This window comes from Micromonospora sp. IBHARD004 (genome assembly GCF_052814115.1).
Window position 1 is genome coordinate 1575619 of the sequence record NZ_CP199934.1, and the last position, 21218, is coordinate 1596836.

Consider the following 21218-nt stretch of genomic DNA (forward strand, 5'->3'; position numbering starts at 1 on the left):
CTGGACCGGCGCGTGGAGGGGGAACCGGAGATGGGCAGGCGACCGGTGACGGTGCGGTTGGCGCGGTGGAGTGCGGAGCATCCGTGGCGGGCCATCGCGCTCTGGGTGGTCTTCGTGGCGGTGTGCTTCGTCGGCGGGAACGCCGCCGGCCTGACCGAGGCGACCGACGAGGACATGGCGATCGGCGAGGCGGGACGCGCCCAGCTGATCGTCGACGGCGGGAACTTCGACGAACCCGCCGTGGAGAACGTGCTGATCACGCCCCGCGCCGGGGCGCTCGACCAGACCGCGGCGAAGGCCGCGGCCGACGACACGGCGGCGCGGCTGCGCCAGGTCACCGGCGTCGCCTCGGTGGGCGCGCCGATGCCGTCCCACGACGGCGGCGCGCTGCTGGTGCCGATCACCATGTCCGGCGACCCGGAGACCGCGTCGGACCGGGTGCAACCGCTGCGGGACGCGACCGCGAAGGTCCAGGAGGCGCACCCCCAGCTACGGATCGAGCAGGTCGGCGGGCCGTCGATCAACAAGGCGCTGGACGACACCCTGGGCAAGGACTTCAAGCGGGCCGAACTGCTCAGCCTGCCGGTCACCCTGGCCATCCTGATCATCGCGTTCGGGGCGCTGATCGCCGCCAGCGTGCCGGTGCTGCTCGCGCTCTCCTCGGTGGCGGCGGCGATGGGGCTCTCCACCCTCGCCTCGCACCTGGTGCCGGCGACCGACACCACGGCCAGCGTGATTCTGCTGATCGGCATGGCCGTCGGCGTCGACTACTCGCTCTTCTACGTCCGACGGGAGCGCGAGGAGCGGGCCCGGGGCCGCTCCGGGCTGGACGCGGTGGAGATCGCGGCGGAGACCTCCGGGCACGCCGTGGTGGTCTCCGGCTTCGCCGTGATCATCTCGATGGCCGGGCTGCTGCTCGCCAACGACGCGGTCTTCTCCTCGCTCGCCGTCGGCTCGATCCTGGTGGTCGCGGTCGCGGTGACCGGCTCGCTGACCGTGCTCCCGGCGTTCCTGGCCAAGCTGGGCCGCTGGGTCGACCGGCCCCGGGTGCCGCTGCTCTGGCGGCTCACCGCGCCGCGTACCGGGCGGCACGGGGAGCGGGCGACGCCGCGGTTCTGGTCGGCGGTGCTCAAGCCGGCGCTGCGGGCGCCGCTGGCCACCCTGGTCGTCTCGGTGGGGCTGCTGCTCGCCCTGGCCGCGCCGGCACTGGGCATGAAGCTGAAGTTCCCCGGCATGGAGGACCTGCCCCGGACCACGCCGGCCATGCAAGCGTACGACCGGCTCACCGCCGCCTTCCCGAGCACCGGCACCAGCCACACCGTGGCGGTGCGGGCGCCGGCCGAGCAGGCCGACCGGGTCCGGGCGGCGCTGACGGACCTGGCCGGGCGGGCCGCCGCCGACCCGCTCTTCGCGCCGGCCGAGGGGGACGGCCCGGAGATCAAGGTGTCGGCGGACCGGCGGGTGTCGGTGCTGGAGGTGGCCACCCCGTACGCCAGCCGCACCGACGAGGCGGCCCGCTCGCTGCACGAGCTCCGCGACGACCTGGCGCCCGCCGCGCTGCGCGGCGTCCCGGGCGTCGAGTACGCGATCGGCGGCGGCGTCGCCGACAGCGAGGACTACGCCGCGCACGTCAAGGACAAGCTGCCCGTGGTGATGGGCTTCGTGCTGGCGCTGACCTTCCTGGTGATGGCCTGGACGTTCCGGTCGGTGGTGATCGCGCTCACCGCCATCATCCTCAACCTGCTCTCGGCCGGGGCCGCGTACGGGCTGCTGGTCCTGGTCTTCCAGGGTGACTGGGCGGAGGGGCTGCTCGGTTTCACCTCGATGGGGGCGATCGTCTCCTGGCTGCCGCTCTTCCTCTTCGTGGTGCTCTTCGGCCTCTCGATGGACTACCACGTCTTCGTGGTCAGTCGGATCCGGGAGGGGATCCGCAACGGCATGTCGAACCGGGACGCGGTGGCGTACGGGATCAGCTCGTCGGCGGGCGTGGTGACCAGCGCGGCGGTCGTGATGGTCGGCGTCTTCGCGATCTTCGCCTCGCTCAGCACGATCGACATGAAGCAGCTCGGCATCGGTCTGGCCGCGGCGATCCTGCTGGACGCCACGATCATCCGGGCGGTGGTGCTGCCGTCCCTGATGACCCTGCTCGGCGACGCGAACTGGTGGGCGCCCCGCTTCCTGCGGGGTCGGGCGGCGACCCCGCCGGCCGACCCGCCCACCCCGGCGCCGGAGCTGGTCGGCGCCCGCTGAGGGCGACGCGCGGAGGGGCCCCGGTCACCGGGGCCCCTCGTCACGTCCCGGTCCCGCGCGGGGCCGCCGCCGGCTGACCACCAGCCGTCACCGACGCCGCGACCGCCCGGCCAGTCAGGGGAGCGGGCAGCTCTCCCGCCAGGCGTCCAGGTCGCGGTCCTTGCGGATGGAGGCGAACCCGTACCCGACGGTGGTCACGCAGTACTCGGCCGGGCTGCCGGCGTACTCGACGTGGAAGACCGGCTTGTCCTCGTCGGCGAAGGGCAGCAGCTTCGCGCACTCCCGCCGCCGGACGCACTCCTCGTTGACCGCGAAGTCGAAGTCGGGCGCCAGTGCGGCGACCTGCGGCACGTCGTTGACCAGGCCGGGGGAGAGGTCGAGGGAGCGGGCGAGGGTGGCCAGCCGCCGGTTGAACAGCAACTGGTCGTCGAAGTCGAGCGGGAAGCCGGGCCGGTGCAGGTAGCCGTCGGCGTCGGCGAGCGCGACCCCGCCGAAGCCCTTGCCCCGGCAGAGTCGGAACCGGTCGGCCAGCACCGGCCTCAGCGTGTCCCACTGCCGTACGTCCAGCCACCGGCTGCCCGGGCGGCCCGCCACGGCGGCGCCGCGGACGGCCGTCGGGAAGCGGCTGGCGTCCGGGTCCGTGTCCGCGTACGTGCCGACCCGGACCTGGCAGATCAGCCGCCGGTCCCGCGCGCGCAGCGCGGCGGTCTCGGTCGAGGTGGTCCGCACCGCGTCGAGCAGGAAGACGTCCGCGTCGACGGTGACGTCGACCGGGCCGCTGAGCTGCCACTGCCACTGCCACCGGCGGGCCGACTCGGCCGGCCAGGGAGTGGGCGCCCCGGGCGGGACCAGCTCGGCCCGGCAGCCGGTCACCGGGGCGAGCAGCAGCAGCGGCACCAGCGCCGGCAGGGTCCGGCGCAGTCCGCGCCGGAGGGCGCGCGCTGGCCGGACCCACGGTGCGGGCCGGGCCGGCCGGATCCGCATCGGCAGCTCCCGGGTCGCGGGCGGCATCCCGCCGCCCCTGCCGGTACGCCGGGCTGGCCCCGGCGTACCTCACCCGGTCAAACGAGCACGGACCCGGTCACGACTCGCATTCAGCGCGGGGTGCCGAAGTCCTGCGTCCAGTACGGCCCGTTGCTCCGTGCCACCCCGACGCCGATCTCGGTGAAGGAGCAGTTCAGGATGTTGGCCCGGTGCCCCGGGCTGTTCATCCAGGCGTCCATCACGGCGGCCGGCGTCTGCTGGTTCCAGGCGACGTTCTCGCCGTACGCCCGCCAGGCGTAGCCGACCCGGTCGAGCCGCTCCCCGACGTCGCTGCCGTCGCTGCCGTCGTGCGACATGGTCTTGTGGTCGGCCTGGTCCTGGCTGTGCCGCTGGGCCGCCAGCATCAGCTTGTCGTCGATGCTGAGCGCCTTGCAGCCGGCCTTGGCCCGCTCGCGGTTGACCAGGTCGACCACCTCCTGGAGCTCGGCGCTGATCCGGCCGGTCGAGGTGGTGGTGGCGGTGCTGCGGCTCGGTGCGGCGGAGCGGTCGAGCTGCCGGGACGGGGCGGTGGTGCGGCTGGGCTTCGGCGTGGCCGTCCGGCTGGCCGAGGGGCTGGCCGAGGGGCTCGGCCGGGCGGTGCTCGGCTTGGCCGTGGGGGAGGCCGGGGCGAGCGCGTCACCGGGTGCGCCGTCGGTGCTCGGCACGGCGGGGGCGGCGGCCACGGTGTCGTCGACCGACGTCGGGTCGGTCCGCTGGTCGCTGCCCGGCAGCATCAGGGCACCCACGCCCAGGCTCACCACCAGGGTCGCCGCGGCGGCGGCCCCACCGATCAGGAGCGGCCGGGGGAAGCGCGGGGCCTGCCGGTGCCGCCCCTCGCCGGAACCGCCGCGGCTCGCCCCGGGGGCGGCCCGGAACGCGGTCAGGTCGGCCGGGGCCGTCCCGTCGAGCCAGGGGTGGCCACCCGGGTGGTGGCCGGCCGGCTCGAACGGGGCGACCCGCGGCAGCTCGCCCGTGCGGTCGGCGGGGAGGGGCTCCGGCCGCTCGAACGGCGTGACCGGGAAGGGGAGTTCACCGGTCCGGTCGGCCTGCCACCGCTCGGTGGGGTGTTCCCGCCAGGCGTCGACGGGTTCCTCCGGCTCGTCCCCGAAGAGGTACGACGACCGCGGCTCCGGCCGCTCGGTGAGCCACGCCGGGGGGTGGTCGGTCGGCGGCTCGGGACGCCGGTGAGCGTCGTCCGGGTCGGTCGGGTCGGTCCAGCGGTACACGCCTGTCGCCTCCACGGGGTCGGTTGCGGGCCGGGCTGACCGTACGGGTGGGCCACGAGCTGCGGCAACGTGGCTAAGAAAGAGTTAAGGCGAAGCGGACAGCCGGGCGGAGGCGTTCACACAATCCCGGGCGTACAGTTAAGTCGTCCGGACAGAGCGTGTCCGCGCCTTGTGGCAGCCCCCGACAAGTGGACAGGTCGACGTGGAGATGATCTACGGCCTGCGAGAACTTGACGAAGGAGGGGTTTTCGGCTCAATATGTAGGTGTCGCCAGTCGCGCCCGGTCATGCCCGCATATCGCTGGGATGACAGCCGCGAACACCATGGGCGCGCGTTGGCCGGCCTTTCCGGCAGCGCATATCAAGGAGTCAGCATGGCGAAGGCCCTCTACGGCCACGTAGGTGCAGCGCCCGACCGGCGTCTGCTCGACGAGGTCACCCGACTGCGTGCCAGGGTTCAGGCACTGGAGTTCGAGATCACGCGTCTGCGCGCCGAGAACGATCGGCTTGCGGCGGCTGCGGCGGAGGCTGACGACCTCCTCCGACTGGCCGAGCCCGCACTGACCTGATCTCCGGTTGTCGGAAAACTGAATCGCACCACACAAAAACGCGCGCCGACACTCAAGTGCCGGCGCGCAGTTCTGTCCGCACCCATTTCCGAGCCGCTTTCTCGATCTTGTGAATCGCCCGGGAATGCGCGACGGGGCGCGGAACGCGAAATAGGGATCTTGTAATTCTCGCCACTGCTGAACACTCCCGGCGGATCGGGGCGCGACCGGCGTGGGGTGGGTCGAGTACCGCGGTGCCCCGGCCCCCGGGTTAGTCTGCGGGTTCACCAGGTCCGCGCAGCCGGCGACGGTACGGCGGCCACCGGACGAGGATCGAGAAGGTGCATCTCAAGAGCCTGACGGTGAAGGGCTTCAAATCCTTCGCCTCCGCGACGACGCTGAAGCTGGAGCCCGGGATCACCTGCGTGGTGGGTCCGAACGGCTCCGGCAAGTCCAACGTCGTCGACGCCATCGCCTGGGTGCTCGGCGAGCAGGGCGCCAAGGCGCTGCGCGGCGGCAAGATGGAGGACGTCATCTTCGCCGGCACCGCCGGGCGGGCGCCGCTGGGCCGGGCCGAGGTCACCCTCACCATCGACAACACCGACGGCGCGCTGCCGATCGAGTACACCGAGGTCTCCATCACCCGCCGGATGTTCCGTTCCGGCGAGAGCGAGTACGAGATCAACGGCGACTCCTGCCGCCTGCTCGACATCCAGGAGCTGCTGTCGGACTCCGGCATCGGCCGCGAGATGCACATCATCGTCGGCCAGGGGCGGCTCGACGGCATGCTGCACGCCAAGCCGGAGGACCGGCGGGCGTTCATCGAGGAGGCGGCCGGCGTCCTCAAGCACCGCAAGCGCAAGGAGAAGGCGCTGCGGAAGCTCGACGCGATGCAGACCAACCTCAACCGGCTCACCGACCTCACCGCCGAGCTGCGCCGCCAGCTCAAGCCGCTGGGCCGGCAGGCCGAAGTGGCCCGCCGCGCCGCCGCCATCCAGGCCAACCTGCGCGACGCCCGGCTGCGGCTGCTCGCCGACGACCTCGCCACGCTGCGCACCACACTGGACCGGGAGATCGCCGACGAGACGGCGCTGCGCGAGCGGCGCGAGCAGATCGAGGCGGAACACACCGAGGTGCAGGCCCGGCTCGGCGAGCTGGAGGGCGCCCTCGCCGAGGACGCGCCGCTGCTCGCCGCCGCCCAGGACACCTGGTACAAGCTCTCCGCCCTGCAGGAACGGTTCCGCTCCATCGAGCAGCTCGCCCGGGAGCGGCTGCGCCACCTCAGCGCCTCCGGCGACGACGAGCGCCCCGGCCGCGACCCGGACCAGCTGGAGGCTGAGTCGCAGCGGGTCCGCGAGCAGGAGGAGGAGCTGCGGGCGGCGCTGACCGACGACCAGATCCGGCTGGCCGAGGCGGTCGAGCACCGGCAGGAGCTGGAACGGCAGCTCGCCGCCGCCGAACGCGAGCTGGTCGCCGCCGCCAAGGCGATCGCCGATCGGCGGGAGGGGCTGGCCCGGCTGACCGGTCAGGTCAACTCCGCCCGGGCGCGGACCACCAGCGCCGGCGAGGAGATCCAACGGCTCGCCGCCGCCCACGCCGACGCCCTGGCCCGCGCCGAGAAGGCCCAGGCCGAGCTGGACGCCGTCGAGGAGGTGTCCACCGAGGCGGACCGGGACAACGCCGACCTGGACGCGCGGCACGCCGAGGCGGTGGCCGCCCAGGAGCGGGCCCAGGCGACCGTGCGGACCCTCGCCGACGCCGAACGCGCCGCCGAGAAGGACGCCGCCACCTGGAAGGCCCGCGAGGAGGCCCTCGCCCTCGGCCTGCGCCGCAAGGACGGCGCGGGCGCGTTGCTGGCCCGCGCCGACCAGGTACCCGGCCTGCTCGGCAGCCTGGCCGGGCTGCTCACCGTCACCCCGGGCCACGAGGCGGCGCTGGCCGCCGCGCTCGGCGGGCTCGCCGACGCGGTGGCGGTCAGCGGGGTGGACGAGGCCGTCGAGGCGATGCGGCTGCTGAAGATCTCCGACGCCGGGCGGGCCGGCCTGCTGGTCGGCAGCCCCGCCGGGCCCGGCATGGCCGGGCCGGCCGACGCGCTGCGCCCCCGGCTGCCCGAGGGCGCCCGCTGGGCGCCCGACCTGGTGGAGTGCGCCGCCGAGATCCGCCCGGCCGTGCACCGGGCGCTGCGCGACGTGGTGCTGGTCGACGACCTCGCCGCCGCGGCCGAGCTGGTCGCCGGCAACCCGGAGCTGCGCGCGGTCACCCCGGACGGGGACGTGGTCGGGGCGTACGCGGCGGCCGGCGGGTCGGCCAAGGCGCCCAGCTACATCGAGGTGCAGGCCGCCGTCGAGGAGGCCCGGGTCAACCGGCTCACCGCCGAGCGGACCAGCGCCGAGCTGCGTGAGCAGCTCGTCGACGCGCGCGCCGAGGTGGCCGCCGCGAAGGAGGCCGTGCAGCACGCCGCCGCCGCCAAGCGGGAGGCGGAGAGCCACCGCAACGCGGCCGCCCGCCGGCTCGCCGAGCTGGGTGCCGCGGCGCGCTCCGCGACGGCGGAGACGGACCGGCTGGGCGAGTCCCGGGCCCGCGCCGAGGCGGCCCGGGAGCGGGACCTGCTGGCCCTGGCCGAGTTGGAGGAGCGGCTGCGGCTGGCCGAGGACACCCCGCTCGACGCCGAACCGTCCACCGAGGAGCGCGACCAGCTCGCCGCGATGGTGCCCCAGGCCCGGCAGAACGAGATGGAGGTCCGGCTCGCGGTGCGTACCGCCGAGGAGCGGGTCTCGTCGATCGCCGGCCGGGCTGACTCGCTGGCCCGGCAGGCGACCGCCGAGCGGGCCGCGCGGGAACGCGCGGCGGCCCGCCGGGCGGCCCGGACCCGCGGCGCGGCGATCGCCCGGGCCGTGGTCGGCGGCGCCCGCGAGGCGCTGACCCGGCTCACCGAGTCCATCGCCCGGGCCGAGGAGCACCGCGACGCGGTCGCCCGGGAGCGCGCCGCCCGCGAGGCCGAGCTCCAGGAGGTACGCGGCGCGGCCAAGCGCCTCGGCGCGGAGCTGGAGCGGCTCACCAGCCAGGTGCACCGGGACGAGGTGGCCCGCGCCGAGCAGCGGCTGCGCATTGAGCAGTTGGAGGCGAAGGCCGCCGAGGACTTCGGCCTCGACGTGGAGACCCTGGTCGCCGAGTACGGCCCCGCCCAGCTCGTCCCGCCCACCCAGGTGGACGTCGCGGCGGCCGAACGGGACGGCCTGCCGGTGCCCGAGCCGGTCCGGTACGAGCGCCCGGTGCAGGAGAAGCGGGCCGCCAAGGCGGAGCGGGAGCTGGCCCTGCTCGGCAAGGTCAACCCCCTCGCGCTGGAGGAGTTCGCCGCGCTGGAGGAGCGCTACAAGTTCCTCTCCGAGCAGCTTGAGGACCTCAAGGCCACCCGGCGAGACCTGCTCACCGTGGTCAAGGACGTCGACGAGCGGATCCTGGAGGTCTTCGCCAGCGCGTTCGCCGACACCGCCCGGGAGTTCGAGCAGGTCTTCACCGTGCTCTTCCCCGGCGGCGAGGGGCGGCTGATCCTCACCGACCCGGAGGACCTGCTCACCACCGGGGTGGAGGTGGAGGCCCGGCCGCCGGGCAAGAAGATCAAGCGCCTGTCGCTGCTCTCCGGCGGCGAGCGCTCGCTGACCGCGGTGGCGATGCTGGTGGCGATCTTCCGCGCCCGGCCCAGCCCGTTCTACATCATGGACGAGGTGGAGGCGGCCCTCGACGACGTGAACCTGGGCCGCCTGATCACGCTGCTGGCCCAGTTGCGGGAGAAGAGCCAGCTGATCGTGATCACCCACCAGAAGCGGACGATGGAGATCGCCGACGCGCTCTACGGCGTGACCATGCGCAGCGGCGTCACCCAGGTGATCAGCCAACGGCTCAACCGGGCCGAGGACGACGAGCGGCCTGGCCGCGGCGAGGAGAACGACTAGTGGCTCGGGAACGCGCGACGGCGCTCCTGGTGGACTTCGACGGCGTGCTGCGCCGGTGGGATCCGGCGGTGGCCGCCGGCGTCGAGCGGGAGTACGGCCTGTCCGAGGGTGTCCTCGGCGAGATCGCCATGCAGTGGGGGCGGCTCCAGCCGGTGCTGACGGGCCGGGTTAGCCACGCCGAGTGGGTGTCCAGCGTGGCCGACGCGCTCACCCCGTCGGTGGGGAGCCCGGAGCGGGCCCGTGCCGCTGTCGAGGAGTGGCAGCGCTATCGGGGCGAGGTGGACCCGGAGGTGCTGGCCTTCGTCCGCGAGGTCCGGGCGGCGGGCGTCCGGGTGGGGCTGGGCACCAACGCGACCGACCTGCTCGACGCCGACCTGGCCGCCCTCGGTCTGACCGACGACTTCGACGTGGTGGTCAACTCCTCGGTCATCGGCGTGAACAAGCCGGCCAAGGAGTACTTCCAGGCCGCCTGGGCGGCGCTGGAGACCGCGCCGTCGCGGGTGCTCTTCGTCGACGACGAGGACTGGGCGGTCCGGGGCGCCCGGGTCGCCGGCCTCTCCGCGCACCGCTGGAGCGGCCCCGCCGACCTGCGCTACCTGCGGGCGGCGCTGGCGTACTGAGGCCTGAAGGCGGCGGGTCGCGGTGCCCCTTCCCGGGAGACCGCGACCTGCCGTATCCGGAGCGGATCAGGCCGTCAGTCGCCGGTGACGCCGTCGATGCGTTCGCGGATCAGGTCGGCGTGGCCGTTGTGCCGGGCGTACTCCTCGATCATGTGCACGTAGACCCAGCGGACGTTCATCTCGTCGGCGCCACCGTCGCGGTGTCGGCGCAGGAAGGTCCGGTCCAGCGACAGGTCGGCGGCGGCGGCCCGGGCGGCCTCGACCTCTGCGGCGAAGGTGGCGAAGTCGGCCTCCGCGTCGGCGTCGGCGATGTCGTCCAGGTCACCGTCCGGGCTGGCCTCGGTGTTGTAGAGGTCGCCGAGCTGCTGGCCGCCGGCCCGGATGCGGAACCACCAGCGTTCCACCTCGGACATGTGCCGGACCAGGCCGAGCAGGGTCAGCCCCGACGGCTCCACGCTGGGGGTCTTCAACTGTTCGGCGGTCAGGCCGGCGCACTTCATCAGCAGGGTCTGCCGGTGGTAGTCGAGCCAGCCTTCCAGCATGGCCCGCTCGTCGGCGACGTACGGTTCGTTGGTCCGGGTGATCTCCGGTGCTCTCCAGGTCATGTCGGCCATCCTGGCGGGCGGGTCCGACAGCCGCGACGCGATATCAGGGCACCACGACCACCGGCCAGCGGCCGGTGCGGACCAGCCGGGTGGCGACCGAGCCGACCAGGCGGTGCCCGGCCTGCTCGGACGACCCCACCACGACCAGGTCCGCGCGGTACTCGTCGGCCGCCTTGCCGAGTTCGGCGTACGCGTCCCCGCGCCGGCAGAGAAAGGTGACCGGCAGGCCCAGCTCGTCGGCCCCGCGCCGGAACTGCTCCCGCAGCTCGGCGGCGAGCTCGTCGTGGGTCTGCTGCACCGCCCCCGCGACCACCCCGGAGATCAGTCCGGTGTAGGCGGCGGGGGAGCTGACGAAGACCACCACCAGGCCGGCGCCCTGCCGGCGGGCCAGCCCCGCCGCGTACGCGGCGGCACGCAGCGAGGTCCGGGTGCCGTCGACGCCGACCAGGACCACCCGGGGTCCGTCCGTGCCGCGTTCGAACGGCAGCGGACGGGCCTCCGGGCCGTACTCCTCGCGATCGACCGGGGTGCTCATCGGGTCAGCCCCGGATGCCGGTCCGTACCACGGCGGCCCCGCCGCCGGCGGCGACGGTGGACTCGCGCTCGACCTCGGCGGTGAGCGGGTCGTCGTTGTGCCGGCGCAGCGGCACCTCCCGGATGAAGCAGACCGCGATCAGGGCGATCAGCCCGAACGGGGCGGCGGCCAGGAAGATGTCCCCGGCGCCGTGCCCGTACGCGGACTCGACCACCGCGCGGATCGGGGCGGGCAGGGTGTGCACGTTCGGCAGGGTGCCGCCGCTGCCCGAGCCGCTGGCCGGGATGCCGAGGCCGGCCAGCCCGTCGGCGATGTAGTCCTTGACCTTGTGGCCGAGGATCGCGCCGAGCGCGCTGACGCCGATCGCGCCGCCGAGGCTGCGGAAGAAGGCGACCACCGAGCTGGCCGCGCCGAGCTCGTGCGGGCCGACGGTGTTCTGCACGGCGAGGACGAGGTTCTGCATGGTCATGCCGAGCCCGATGCCGATCAGCGCCATGTAGACGCTGAGCTGCCAGTACGGGGTGTCGTAGCGGAGGGTGCCCATCAGCGCGAAGCCGGCGGTCAGCAGCGCCGAGCCGGCGACCAGGTACCGCTTCCAGCGTCCGGTGTTGGTGATGATCCGGCCGACGACCGTGGAGGAGACCAGCAGGCCGCCGATCATCGGCAGGGTCATCAGGCCGGACATGGTCGGGCTCTCGCCGCGGCTGATCTGGAAGTACTGGCCGAGGAAGACCGACGCGCCGAACATGCCGACGCCGACGGCGATGCTGGCGACCACGGCGAGGGTGATGGTGCGGTTGCGGAACAGCCGCGGCGGGATCATCGGCTCGCTGGCCCGGTTCTCCACCCGGACGGCGAGCACGCCGAGCAGCAGCGCCCCGGCCACCATGACGGCGGTCTGCCAGGAGAGCCAGTCGTACTTGTCGCCGGCGAGGGTGACCCAGATGAGCAGCAGCGAGACGGCCGCGGTGATCAGCGTGGCGCCCCACCAGTCGATCTTCGCCTCGCGCCTGACCACCGGGAGGTGCAGGGTCTTCTGGAGGACGATCAGGGCGAGGGCGGCGAACGGCACGCCGACGTAGAAGCACCAGCGCCAGCCGAGCCAGTCGGTGTCGACGATGACGCCGCCGATCAGCGGGCCGCCGATGGTGCCGACGGCCATCACGGCGCCGAGGTAGCCGCTGTAGCGGCCCCGCTCCCGCGGCGCGATCATCGTCGCCATGATCACCTGGGCGAGCGCGGTGAGACCGCCGGCGCCGACGCCCTGGAGCACCCGGCAGGCGATGAGCTGCCCGGTGGACTGGGAGAGGCCGGCCAGCACCGAGCCCAGCACGAAGACCGTCAGGGCGAGCTGGACCAGGATCTTCTTGCTGGTCAGGTCGGCGAGCTTGCCCCAGATCGGGGTGGTCGCGGTGGTCGCCAGCAGCGTCGAGGTGACCACCCAGGTGTACGCGGACTGACCGCCGTGCAGCTCGGTGATGATCCGCGGCAGCGCGTTCGAGACGACCGTGGAGGAGAGGATCGCGACGAACATGCCCAGCAGCAGGCCGGAGAGGGCCTCCAGGATCTGCCGGTGGGTCATCTCGACGGCGGTCGCCCGGCTGGGCGCTGTCGCCTGGGTCATCGTGGGGTGCCTCCGCAGCGGTTCGGGGGGAAAGAGTTGCCTCAGGCAACCGTAAGGGTTGGTTGCCTCAAGCAACAACTTGACGTGGCGCAGGTCTTATTCCCGCCGGAACTGCTCAGAAGGTGTCGTTGAACCGGTGCAGCAGCCGGGCGAACTCCTCGACGTCCCGCCTCGGCCAGCTCTCCATCGTGCGCCGGATCTGCCCGAGCCGGGCCGCCCGGGCCGCGTCGAACCGGCGGGTGCCCTCCTCGGTGAGGCTGAGCTGGGCGGCCCGCCGGTCGTCGGGATCCGGGTCGCGACGCACCAGGCCGAGCCCCTCCAGGCCATGGATCTGCCGGCTGAGCGTGCCCTTGCCGATGCCGAGCCGGATGGCCAGGTCGGTCAGCCGGATCGAGCCGCAGCGACGTAGCCAGAGCAGCAGCCCGTACGCGTTCGGCTCCAGGTTGGGATGCACCTCCCGGGCGATCTCCCAGGACAGCGCCCGCCCGCGGCGCAGCAACGCGGTCAACTCGTGCTCCACCGCGCGCACGGTCTCCGGCAGGTGCTCGTTCACGGCGAAGAGCGTACTCAGGCGGCGTCGGTGAGCCGGCGTTGCGCCACGGTACGGAGCTGACCGTCGGCGGTGGTGCCCTCGATCACCACCTCGGCCGAGCGACCCCGGTGGGTCAGCGTGGCCACCGCGTTGCCGAAGTACGGCCCGGCCAGCTTCTTCCACCGCACGTTCGGGCGGCGGACCCCGGCCGAGCGGGCCAGGGCGCGGGTGGCCGTCGCCGGGCCGGGCGACCAGCCCAGCGTCATCAGCGGGCGCACCGCGCCCGGCACCTGGTTGTGGATCGGGGAGCAGGTGAGCTGGTGCACCGGGGTGCGGACGGCCGGGTCGGGGAACTTGACCCGGGCCACGTACGAGTGGTGCACGTCACCGGAGAGCACGCTGATCGAGGCTGGTGGCGCGTACGCCGGGCCGGCGCCGACCCGGTCGCCCGGGTGTCCCGGGGTGCCGCTGCCGAGCCGGGCGAAGAGCTCGCCGAGCGCCTCGAAGGAGCGCCGGAACGAGGCCCAGTGCTCCAGGTCGAGGGCCCGGCGGAGCTGCTCGGAGATCCGGGCCACCCAGGGGCGGCGGGAGTCGGCCAGCCGCTCGTTCCAGGCCTCGATGTGGTGGATGCTCGGCGGCAGCAGCCAGGGCAGCGAGGCACCGACCACCAGGTGGTCGTAGACGCCGTGCGCCCGGTCGACGAACCACGACCACTCGCCCGGCGGCAGCATCGCCCGGTTGCCCGAGTCGAGCACCCGGCTGGACCGGTTGTCCAGCATCACCAGGCGGGTGCGGCCCAGGTCCAGCGCGTAGCTCCACTGGTACTGCACGGCCCGCCAGCGTTCGGTGTCGTGGGCGACGTCGGCCTCGGTGTCGACCCGCGCGCCGAACTCGTCCAGCACACCCGTGGCGTCCTCGGCGGCGGCCACCTTGGCGAAGAGCGGATCGGCGGCGATCTCCTCCGGGGCGAGGTTGCCCAGGTGCTGGTAGACCCAGTACGAGGCGAGCCCGCTGCGGATCCGCTCGGCCCACCACGGCTGCTGGCGCATGTCCGCCCGCCAGGCGGCCGAGGTGTTCCAGTCGTCGATGACCTCGTGGTCGTCGAAGATCATCACGCTCGGCACGGTGGAGAGCAGCCAGCGGATCTCCGGATCGCGCCAGGACTCCAGGTAGAGCTTCGTGTACTCGTCGAAGCTGACCACCTGCGTCGCCGGGGCGGCCTTCGGCCGCCGCCGGCGCCGCTTGAGCAGCCGCCGCACGGTAGGCGAGGTGACGTCGGCGTAGACCTGGTCGCCGAGGAGCACCAGCAGGTCCGGCAGGGCGGCCGGGTCCGGGTCGGCGATCAGCCGCCGGGCGTACGCGTCGAGCGCGTCCGGGGGCAGCTTGCGGGCCGTGGCGTGCTGGGTGGTCTCCCGGCACGAGCCGAAGAGCAGGCGCACCGGCTGGTCCCGGTCGTCGGCGGCCCGGGTCCGGATGACGCTGGCCGGGAAGCCGCTCTCCGGCACCGGCCAGGCGACCTCGTCGTCGATCAGCACCTCGTAGGTCGTCGCGCTCTCCGGAGTGAGCCCCGCCACCACGACGATCGCGTAGTGGTGGTCGTACGCGGAGAAGGTCGGCGCGGTCCCGGAGGCGCCGTCGGCCGTACGGACGGTGACCGCGGCGGGCGCGCTGGTCTCGACCCAGACGGTCGCCCGCGTGCCGACGACCCGCCGCAGCAACGGACCGATGAGCAGGCGCGCGCTGGGCATGGTCGACCTCCGAGGTGAGCGGACTTCATGTTTACTACCCGGCCGGCGGTCGCACCACAGCTGGCTGGCGTCGAGCCTACCGCCGGCCGGCACCGGCAACGGGGTGCGGTCGATGAGACGCCGTCGTCGGCATCTGACAGGATTTCGGCATGAAGGAATACCTCCTCGTCGCACTCGCCCTGCTCGGCGTGCTGATCCTCGGCGGCCTCAGCCTCGTGGTGCCCCGGCTGCGCCGGCGCCCCGAGCCGCCGCTGCCGGAGACGGAGGTCGACACCCGGGCCGAGGAGGACCTGGCCGGTCCGCCGGTCGAAGCGGCGGAGTCCGACCTCTCCACCGGCATCCTGGTCGAACCGCCACCGGTGATCGAGGCGCCCGCGCCCGCCATCGAGATCCCCGAGCCCACCGCCGGCCGGCTGGTCCGGCTGCGCTCCCGGCTGTCCCGCTCGCAGAACGTCTTCGGCAAGGGCCTGCTCGGCCTGCTCAGCCGGGAGCACCTGGACGAGGACGCCTGGGAGGAGATCGAGGACAGCCTGATCACCGCCGACGTCGGCATCGACGCCACCCGGGAGATCGTCGACCGGCTCCGGGAGCGGACCCGGGTGCTCGGCACCCGGTCCGCCGGTGAGCTGCACGCCCTGCTCGCCGCCGAGCTGGTCAACGCCCTCGACCCGACGCTCGACCGGTCGCTGAAGACCGCCCCCAAGCAGGGCATGCCCGCCGTGGTGCTGGTCGTCGGTGTCAACGGCGCCGGCAAGACCACCACCTGCGGCAAGATCGCCCGGGTGCTGATCGCCGACGGACGGACCGTGCTGCTCGGCGCCGCCGACACCTTCCGGGCCGCCGCCGCCGACCAGCTGGAGACCTGGGGCGGCCGGGTCGGCGCGGAGACCGTCCGCGGGCCCGAGGCCGCCGACCCGGCCAGCGTCGCCTTCGACGCGGTCAAGCGCGGCATCGACATCGGGGTGGACACCGTGCTGGTCGACACCGCCGGCCGCCTGCAGAACAAGATCGGCCTGATGGACGAGCTGGGCAAGGTCAAGCGGGTGGTGGAGAAGCACGGCCCGATCGACGAGACCCTGCTGATCCTCGACGCCACCACCGGCCAGAACGGCCTGGAGCAGGCCCGAGTCTTCACCGAGGTGGTCAACGTGACCGGGGTGGTGCTGACCAAGCTCGACGGGACGGCCAAGGGCGGCATCGTGATCGCCGTGCAGCGCAAGCTCGGCATCCCGGTCAAGCTCGTCGGCCTCGGCGAGGGCCCGGACGACCTGGCCCCGTTCGATCCGGCGCAGTTCGTCGACGCGCTGCTCGGCACCGAGCCGCTCGCCCGGGACGCGTAACCTCGGGTGACGACTGACGATCGCGCCTACGCGGGGTGGCGCGACCCCAGCAATCTGTCGCCGCGCCTCGGGAGACCGTACGTGACTTCGCAGGAGATCCCGCTGCACGGCGGGAACGTGAGCACCGTGGTCCGGGTGGGCGACACGGTCCGGCGCAACGCCGGGCCCTGGACACCCTCCGTGCACGCGCTGCTACGCCACCTGGAGTACGTCGGGTTCACCGGCGCGCCCCGCGCCTTCGGAATGGACGAGCGCAACCGGGAGGTCCTGTCGTACCTGGAGGGGGAGTGCGGGGAGTACCCGCTCGCCCCGCACTGGGTCACCGACGAGGCGCTGGTGACCGTGGCCACCATGCTGCGGATGTTCCACGACGCCCAGTACGGCTTCACCCCGCCGCCGGGAGCGGTCTGGCGCTCGTTCGGCCCGCCCCCGCCGGACACCGAGGTGATCTGCCACCACGACGCCGCCCCGCACAACGTGATCTGGCGGCCCGACGGCACCCTGGGCCTGATCGACTTCGACCTGGCCTCGCCCGGCGCGCGGATCTACGACGTGGCGTACGCGGCGTGGACCTGGGTGCCGATCTTCTCCGACCGGGACTCGATCACCCTCGGCTGGAAGCGCCCGGACCGGCCGCGCCGGCTGCGCCTCTTCGCCGACGCGTACGGGCTGATCCCGCGGGACCGGCACCGGCTGATCCGGACCATCCGCAAGCGGATCGTGGACCACGTCGAGGGGATCCGCCGGATGGCCGCGGCCGGGGAGCCGGCGTTCGTCCGGATCGTGCACAAGGGGCACCTCCGCCGCCCGATGCGGGACCTGCGGCTGCTCGACTACGAGCGGCACGCCCTGGAGTACGCGCTGCGCTGATCGGCCGGCCCGCGGGCGGCGCCGGTCGCCCGGCCATCGACGCCCGCCGTACGGCCGATCCACCGCCGTCCATCCCGGCGGCTGTGCGGGTTTCTTCACACGTACGAAACAAGCCGTCACGGACCGGAAATCGGCCGGGGTCGTTGAGTGAAACAGCCGACGACAAAGCTTCCGCGCAACCGGCTGACGGGCGATGCTGCCAGGTCTCAGCCGGGGGAGGACTTCCACACCGAGAGGAGGCAGCGTGGAGATCAACACCGGCAACACCGCCTGGTTGCTCTTGTCGTCTGCGCTCGTGCTGCTCATGACGCCCGGTCTGGCCCTGTTCTACGGCGGCCTCAACCGGTCCAAGGGCGTACTCAACATGATGATGATGAGCTTCTCCGCGATCGGGCTCATCTCCGTACTTTGGGTCATCTACGGCTTCACCTTGGCGTTCGGTACCAACGACAGCGCCGGGGCCAACAACGTGATCGGCAGCTTCACCCAGTACTTCGGCACGCAGACGAACTTCATCGGCGAGGAGTGGCTCTTCCTCGGCGCGGGGACCGGCATCCCCACGTACGTCTTCATGGTCTTCCAGATGATGTTCGCCGTCATCACCGTGGCCCTGATCTCCGGCGCGGTCTCCGACCGGCTGAAGTTCTCCGGCTGGTTGCTCTTCGCCTTCGCCTGGTTCACGCTGGTCTACGTGCCGGTCGCGCACTGGGTCTGGGGCGGCGGCTTCATCGGCTCCAAGATCAAGGCGCTGGACTTCGCCGGTGGCACCGCGGTCCACATCAACGCCGGCGCCGCCGGTCTCGGCCTGGTGCTCATCCTCGGCAAGCGCATCGGCTGGCCGAAGGAGAGCTTCAAGCCGCACAACGTGCCGCTGGTCGCCCTCGGCGCCGGCCTGCTCTGGTTCGGCTGGTTCGGCTTCAACGCCGGCTCCGAGCTGACCGTCGACGGCACCACCGCGGTGGCCTTCGTCAACACCCAGGTCGCCACCGCCGCCGGCCTGCTCGGCTGGGCGATCGTGGAGTGGCTGCGCAACGGCAAGCCGACCCTGGTCGGCGCCTCCTCCGGCGCCGTCGCCGGCCTGGTCGCCATCACCCCCGCCTGCGGCTTCATCGCTCCGCTCCCGGCGGTGCTGCTCGGCCTCGTCGCCGGCGCGGTCTGCGCGGTCGCGGTCGGCCTGAAGTACCGGCTCGGCTTCGACGACTCGCTCGACGTGGTCGGCGTGCACTTCGTCGCCGGCTGGATCGGCTCCCTCTCCATCGGCCTCTTCGCGACCCTCCAGGTCAACTCGGCCATCGAGGGCCTGGGCGCCAGCGAGGGCCTGTTCTACGGTGGCGGGGTCACCCAGCTCGGTCGGCAGGCGCTGGCCAGCGGCATCGTCTCGGTCTACTCCTTCGGGGTGGCCGCGCTGATCGCCCTCGTCATCAAGAAGACGATCGGTCTGCGGTCCGACGCCGAGGACGAGGTCGCCGGCATCGACGTCGCCGAGCACGCGGAGAGCGCGTACGACCTCTCGCCCACCACGGGCAGCAGCGCGGGCGGCGCGTTCGCCATGGCCGGGATCGGCGCCACCAAGCCGGCCCCGGAGTCCGCCGGGCCGGCGGACGAGCCGGCCGAGCCGGTCAGCGAAAAGGTCGCCGGTTAACGTTCCTGGGATGGAGGGGTTGGACATGAAGCTGGTGACCGCGGTCATCAAGCCGTACCAGCTGGACGCGGTGAAGGAGGCCCTGCACGCCCTCGGCGTGGCCGGGCTGACCGTCAGCGAGGTCCAGGGATACGGCCGGCAGAAGGGGCACACCGAGGTCTACCGGGGTGCCGAGTACACGGTCGAGTTCCTGCCCAAGATCCGGGTCGAGGTGCTCACCGACGAGATGGACGTCGAGAAGATCGTCGACGCCATCGTGGCGGCCGCCCGTACGGGCAAGATCGGCGACGGCAAGGTCTGGGTGACCGGCGTCGAGGAGGTCGTCCGCGTCCGCACCGGCGAACGCGGCCTGGACGCCCTGTAGGAGACCCGCACCGATGACCTCGTTGATCAAGAAGAATGCGTCAGGACACCCCGGCGACGGCGACGCAAACCTCTTGATCAACGAGGTCGTCGGCGTTCCCGGCGGGATCGGGGAGGGGGCGCGGGAGGCGCGGGCGGACGCCTTCGACCCGTGGTTGGGGTCGCTGCTGCCCCGGCGGGACGGGATCGCGTTGATCGCCGTCGGCGGGTTGGGGCGGCGGCAGTGCGCGCCGTACGGGGACCTCGACCTGGTGCTGCTGCACGCCGGGGTGCCCGGGACGGACGAACTGGCCGCCTCACTCTGGTACCCGATCTGGGACGCCGGGCTGCGGCTCGACCACTCCGTGCGGACCGTCGCCGAGGCGCTCTCGGTGGCCCAGGACGACGTCAAGGTCGCCCTCGGGCTGCTCGACGCCCGCTTCGTCGCCGGCGACCGGGCGCTCGCCGACCAGCTCGTCCGCACCGCCACCGACCACTGGCGGCGCACCGCCGTCCGCCAGCTCCCCGGCCTCCGGGAGCTCACCACCGCCCGCTGGGCCACCCACGGCGAACTCGCCTTCCTGCTCGAGGGCGACCTGAAGGAGGCCGCCGGCGGGCTGCGCGACGTCGGCATCCTGCGGGCCATCGCCACCGCCGGGATCACCGACGCGCTCCGCCCGGCCGTCCGCGCCGCCCACCTGCGGCTGCTGGACACCCGCGACGCCCTGCACCAGCAGGTCGGCCGCCGGGTCGACCGGCTCGTCGCGCAGGAGCGCGACGGCGTAGCCAAGCTGCTCGGCCTTGACGACGGCGACGCCCTGCTGCGGCGGGTCGCCGGGGACGCCCGCACCGTCAGCCACGCCCTCGACGACGCCTGGCGCGCCGCCGACCGGCTCCGCTCCGGCCGCCGCCGGGGCGCCGACGGCCGCCCGATCCGCCGCCCGGTGGCCCGGGACGTCGTCGAACACGACGGGGAGCTGGTGCTCGCCCGCACCGCCATCGGGGCCCGCCCCGACCCCAGCCTGTCGCTGCGGGTCGCCGCCGCCGCGGCCACCACCCGGCTGCCGATCGCCCGGGCCACCTGCGAGTGGCTGGCCGCGTACTGCCCGCCGCTGCCCGCGCCGTGGCCGCCGGCCGCCCGGGCCGCGCTGATCACCCTGCTCGGCGCCGGTCCCGGCCTGGTGCCCGCCTGGGAGACCTGCGACCGGTACGGCCTGATCGACGGCTGGCTGCCCGAGTGGACCCGGCTGCGCAGCCTGCCCCAGCACAACCCGGTGCACCGGTTCACCCTCGACCGGCACCTGGTGCAGACCGCGTACGAGGCGAGCCGGCACACCCGCGAGGTGGACCGCCCCGACCTGCTGCTGCTCGGCGCGTTCCTGCACGACATCGGCAAGGGACTCCCCGGCGACCACAGCACCGTCGGCGCGCCGGTGGCCGAGGCGGTGGCCGCCCGGATCGGGCTGCCCGAGAACGAGGTGGCGCTGATCGGCGCGTTGGTCCGGCTGCACCTGCTCCTGCCCGACGTGGCCACCCGCCGCGACCTCGCCGACCCGAAGACTATCGCCGGGGTCGCCGAGCGGGTCGGCGACACCACCACGCTGGACCTGCTGCACGGCCTGGTCCGCGCCGACGCCGCCGCCACCGGGCCGGCCGCGTGGTCGGACTGGAAGGGGCGACTCGTCGCCGAACTGGTCGCCCGGGTCCGTACCGCGCTGGACACCGGCGTCCTGCCCGCGCCCCCGGCCCCCGACCCGGCGCTGGTGGCGGGGCCGCTGCCGGTCGTACACCTCACCGAGGACCGGGTGGCGGTGGCCGCGGCGGACCGGCGGGGCCTGCTCGCGACGGTCGCCGGCTGCCTGGCCCTGCACCGGCTGGAGGTGCTCTCCGCGGACGCCTCCGCGGTCGACGGCCGGGCCCTGGTCGAATGCCGGGTGCAACCCCGCTACGGGCTCGCGCCCGACCCGATCGCGCTCAGCGCCGACCTGCGCCGGGCGGTCACCGGCGACGTCTCGGTCACCCAGCGGCTGCGCGGCCGGGCCCTCGCCGCGCGCGGCGAGGGCGCCGCCCCCCGGGTGGTCTGGCACCGGGAGGCGGCCACCGACGCCGTGCTGCTCGAACTGCGCGCCGCCGACGCGGCCGGACTGCTCTACCGGGTCACCTGCGCCCTCGACGAGGCCGGCGCGCAGGTCCGGGCGGCCCGCATCTCCACCCTGGGCGCCGACGTGGTGGACGCGTTCTACCTGGTCGGGGGCTGGCCCGATGACGCCGAGCGGGCCCGGCTGGAGGCCGCCGTGCTGGCCGCCGTCTGAACGCCGGCCTACGTCCGGCTGCGTAGTCGGGATGCCGCCCGCGGGGTGA

16 protein-coding genes are annotated in these 21218 nt (G+C 73.6%); 9 read left to right on the forward strand and 7 right to left on the reverse strand.

Features of this window, described 5'->3' with window-relative positions; translation table 11 throughout:
- Positions 1-30 precede the first annotated feature (30 nt).
- Positions 31-2250 carry an MMPL family transporter gene (locus tag ACTWO6_RS07870; RefSeq protein ID WP_446218996.1) on the forward strand — a complete coding sequence of 740 codons (2220 nt, stop codon included), beginning with the start codon at positions 31-33 and terminating at the stop codon, positions 2248-2250.
- Positions 2251-2364: 114 nt separating this feature from the next.
- Here the strand turns inward: ACTWO6_RS07870 and ACTWO6_RS07875 are convergent, their stop codons facing one another.
- Positions 2365-3261, reverse strand: coding sequence for an endo alpha-1,4 polygalactosaminidase (locus tag ACTWO6_RS07875; protein ID WP_446218997.1), 897 nt, complete (start codon positions 3259-3261; stop codon positions 2365-2367).
- 83 nt (positions 3262-3344) lie between these two features.
- Positions 3345-4499, reverse strand: a complete 1155-nt coding sequence (locus ACTWO6_RS07880; RefSeq protein WP_446218998.1) for a CAP domain-containing protein — start codon at positions 4497-4499, stop codon at positions 3345-3347.
- Positions 4500-4872: 373 nt separating this feature from the next.
- On the opposite strand from ACTWO6_RS07880, the gene ACTWO6_RS07885 reads away from it, so the two are divergent.
- The 3 genes from ACTWO6_RS07885 (at position 4873) to ACTWO6_RS07895 (ending at position 9619) form a co-directional block, all read left to right on the forward strand.
- Entirely contained in the window at positions 4873-5067 is a 195-nt protein-coding gene (locus ACTWO6_RS07885; RefSeq protein WP_089010688.1) for a hypothetical protein, read from the forward strand.
- A gap of 320 nt (positions 5068-5387) precedes the next feature.
- On the forward strand, positions 5388-8999 hold the full coding sequence (smc, locus tag ACTWO6_RS07890) for a chromosome segregation protein SMC (protein WP_446218999.1): 3612 nt from the start codon (positions 5388-5390) through the stop codon (positions 8997-8999).
- Entirely contained in the window at positions 8999-9619 is a 621-nt protein-coding gene (locus ACTWO6_RS07895; protein WP_446219000.1) for an HAD-IA family hydrolase, read from the forward strand. The genes smc and ACTWO6_RS07895 overlap by 1 nt, the downstream gene beginning before the upstream one ends.
- A gap of 74 nt (positions 9620-9693) precedes the next feature.
- Here the strand turns inward: ACTWO6_RS07895 and ACTWO6_RS07900 are convergent, their stop codons facing one another.
- From ACTWO6_RS07900 to ACTWO6_RS07920, 5 genes are all read right to left on the reverse strand, one after another.
- Positions 9694-10224 (reverse strand): DinB family protein, encoded by a 531-nt coding sequence (locus ACTWO6_RS07900; protein ID WP_446219001.1) that lies wholly within the window; start codon positions 10222-10224, stop codon positions 9694-9696.
- 43 nt (positions 10225-10267) lie between these two features.
- The gene (locus tag ACTWO6_RS07905; protein WP_446219002.1) at positions 10268-10759 is read right to left on the reverse strand and encodes a universal stress protein; all 492 of its coding nucleotides are present in this window, start codon (positions 10757-10759) and stop codon (positions 10268-10270) included.
- 4 nt (positions 10760-10763) lie between these two features.
- Complete coding sequence (locus ACTWO6_RS07910) at positions 10764-12383, reverse strand: MDR family MFS transporter (protein ID WP_446219003.1); 1620 nt, start codon at positions 12381-12383, stop codon at positions 10764-10766.
- A gap of 115 nt (positions 12384-12498) precedes the next feature.
- Positions 12499-12936, reverse strand: a complete 438-nt coding sequence (locus tag ACTWO6_RS07915; protein WP_446219004.1) for a MarR family winged helix-turn-helix transcriptional regulator — start codon at positions 12934-12936, stop codon at positions 12499-12501.
- Positions 12937-12950: 14 nt separating this feature from the next.
- Entirely contained in the window at positions 12951-14663 is a 1713-nt protein-coding gene (locus ACTWO6_RS07920; RefSeq protein WP_446219005.1) for an alkaline phosphatase D family protein, read from the reverse strand.
- Between the two features lie 149 nt (positions 14664-14812).
- Between ACTWO6_RS07920 and ftsY the strand changes: the two genes are divergently transcribed.
- The 5 genes from ftsY (at position 14813) to ACTWO6_RS07945 (ending at position 21169) form a co-directional block, all read left to right on the forward strand.
- Positions 14813-16003 (forward strand): signal recognition particle-docking protein FtsY, encoded by a 1191-nt coding sequence (ftsY, locus tag ACTWO6_RS07925; protein WP_446219006.1) that lies wholly within the window; start codon positions 14813-14815, stop codon positions 16001-16003.
- 6 nt (positions 16004-16009) lie between these two features.
- Positions 16010-16873 (forward strand): aminoglycoside phosphotransferase family protein, encoded by an 864-nt coding sequence (locus ACTWO6_RS07930; RefSeq protein WP_446219007.1) that lies wholly within the window; start codon positions 16010-16012, stop codon positions 16871-16873.
- Between the two features lie 193 nt (positions 16874-17066).
- A complete protein-coding gene (locus ACTWO6_RS07935) occupies positions 17067-18515 on the forward strand; it encodes an ammonium transporter (protein ID WP_446219008.1) in 1449 nt (482 codons plus the stop codon).
- A gap of 25 nt (positions 18516-18540) precedes the next feature.
- On the forward strand, positions 18541-18879 hold the full coding sequence (locus ACTWO6_RS07940) for a P-II family nitrogen regulator (protein ID WP_170839442.1): 339 nt from the start codon (positions 18541-18543) through the stop codon (positions 18877-18879).
- Between the two features lie 13 nt (positions 18880-18892).
- Positions 18893-21169, forward strand: a complete 2277-nt coding sequence (locus ACTWO6_RS07945) for a [protein-PII] uridylyltransferase (RefSeq protein ID WP_446219009.1) — start codon at positions 18893-18895, stop codon at positions 21167-21169.
- The last annotated feature ends 49 nt before the right edge of the window (positions 21170-21218 follow it).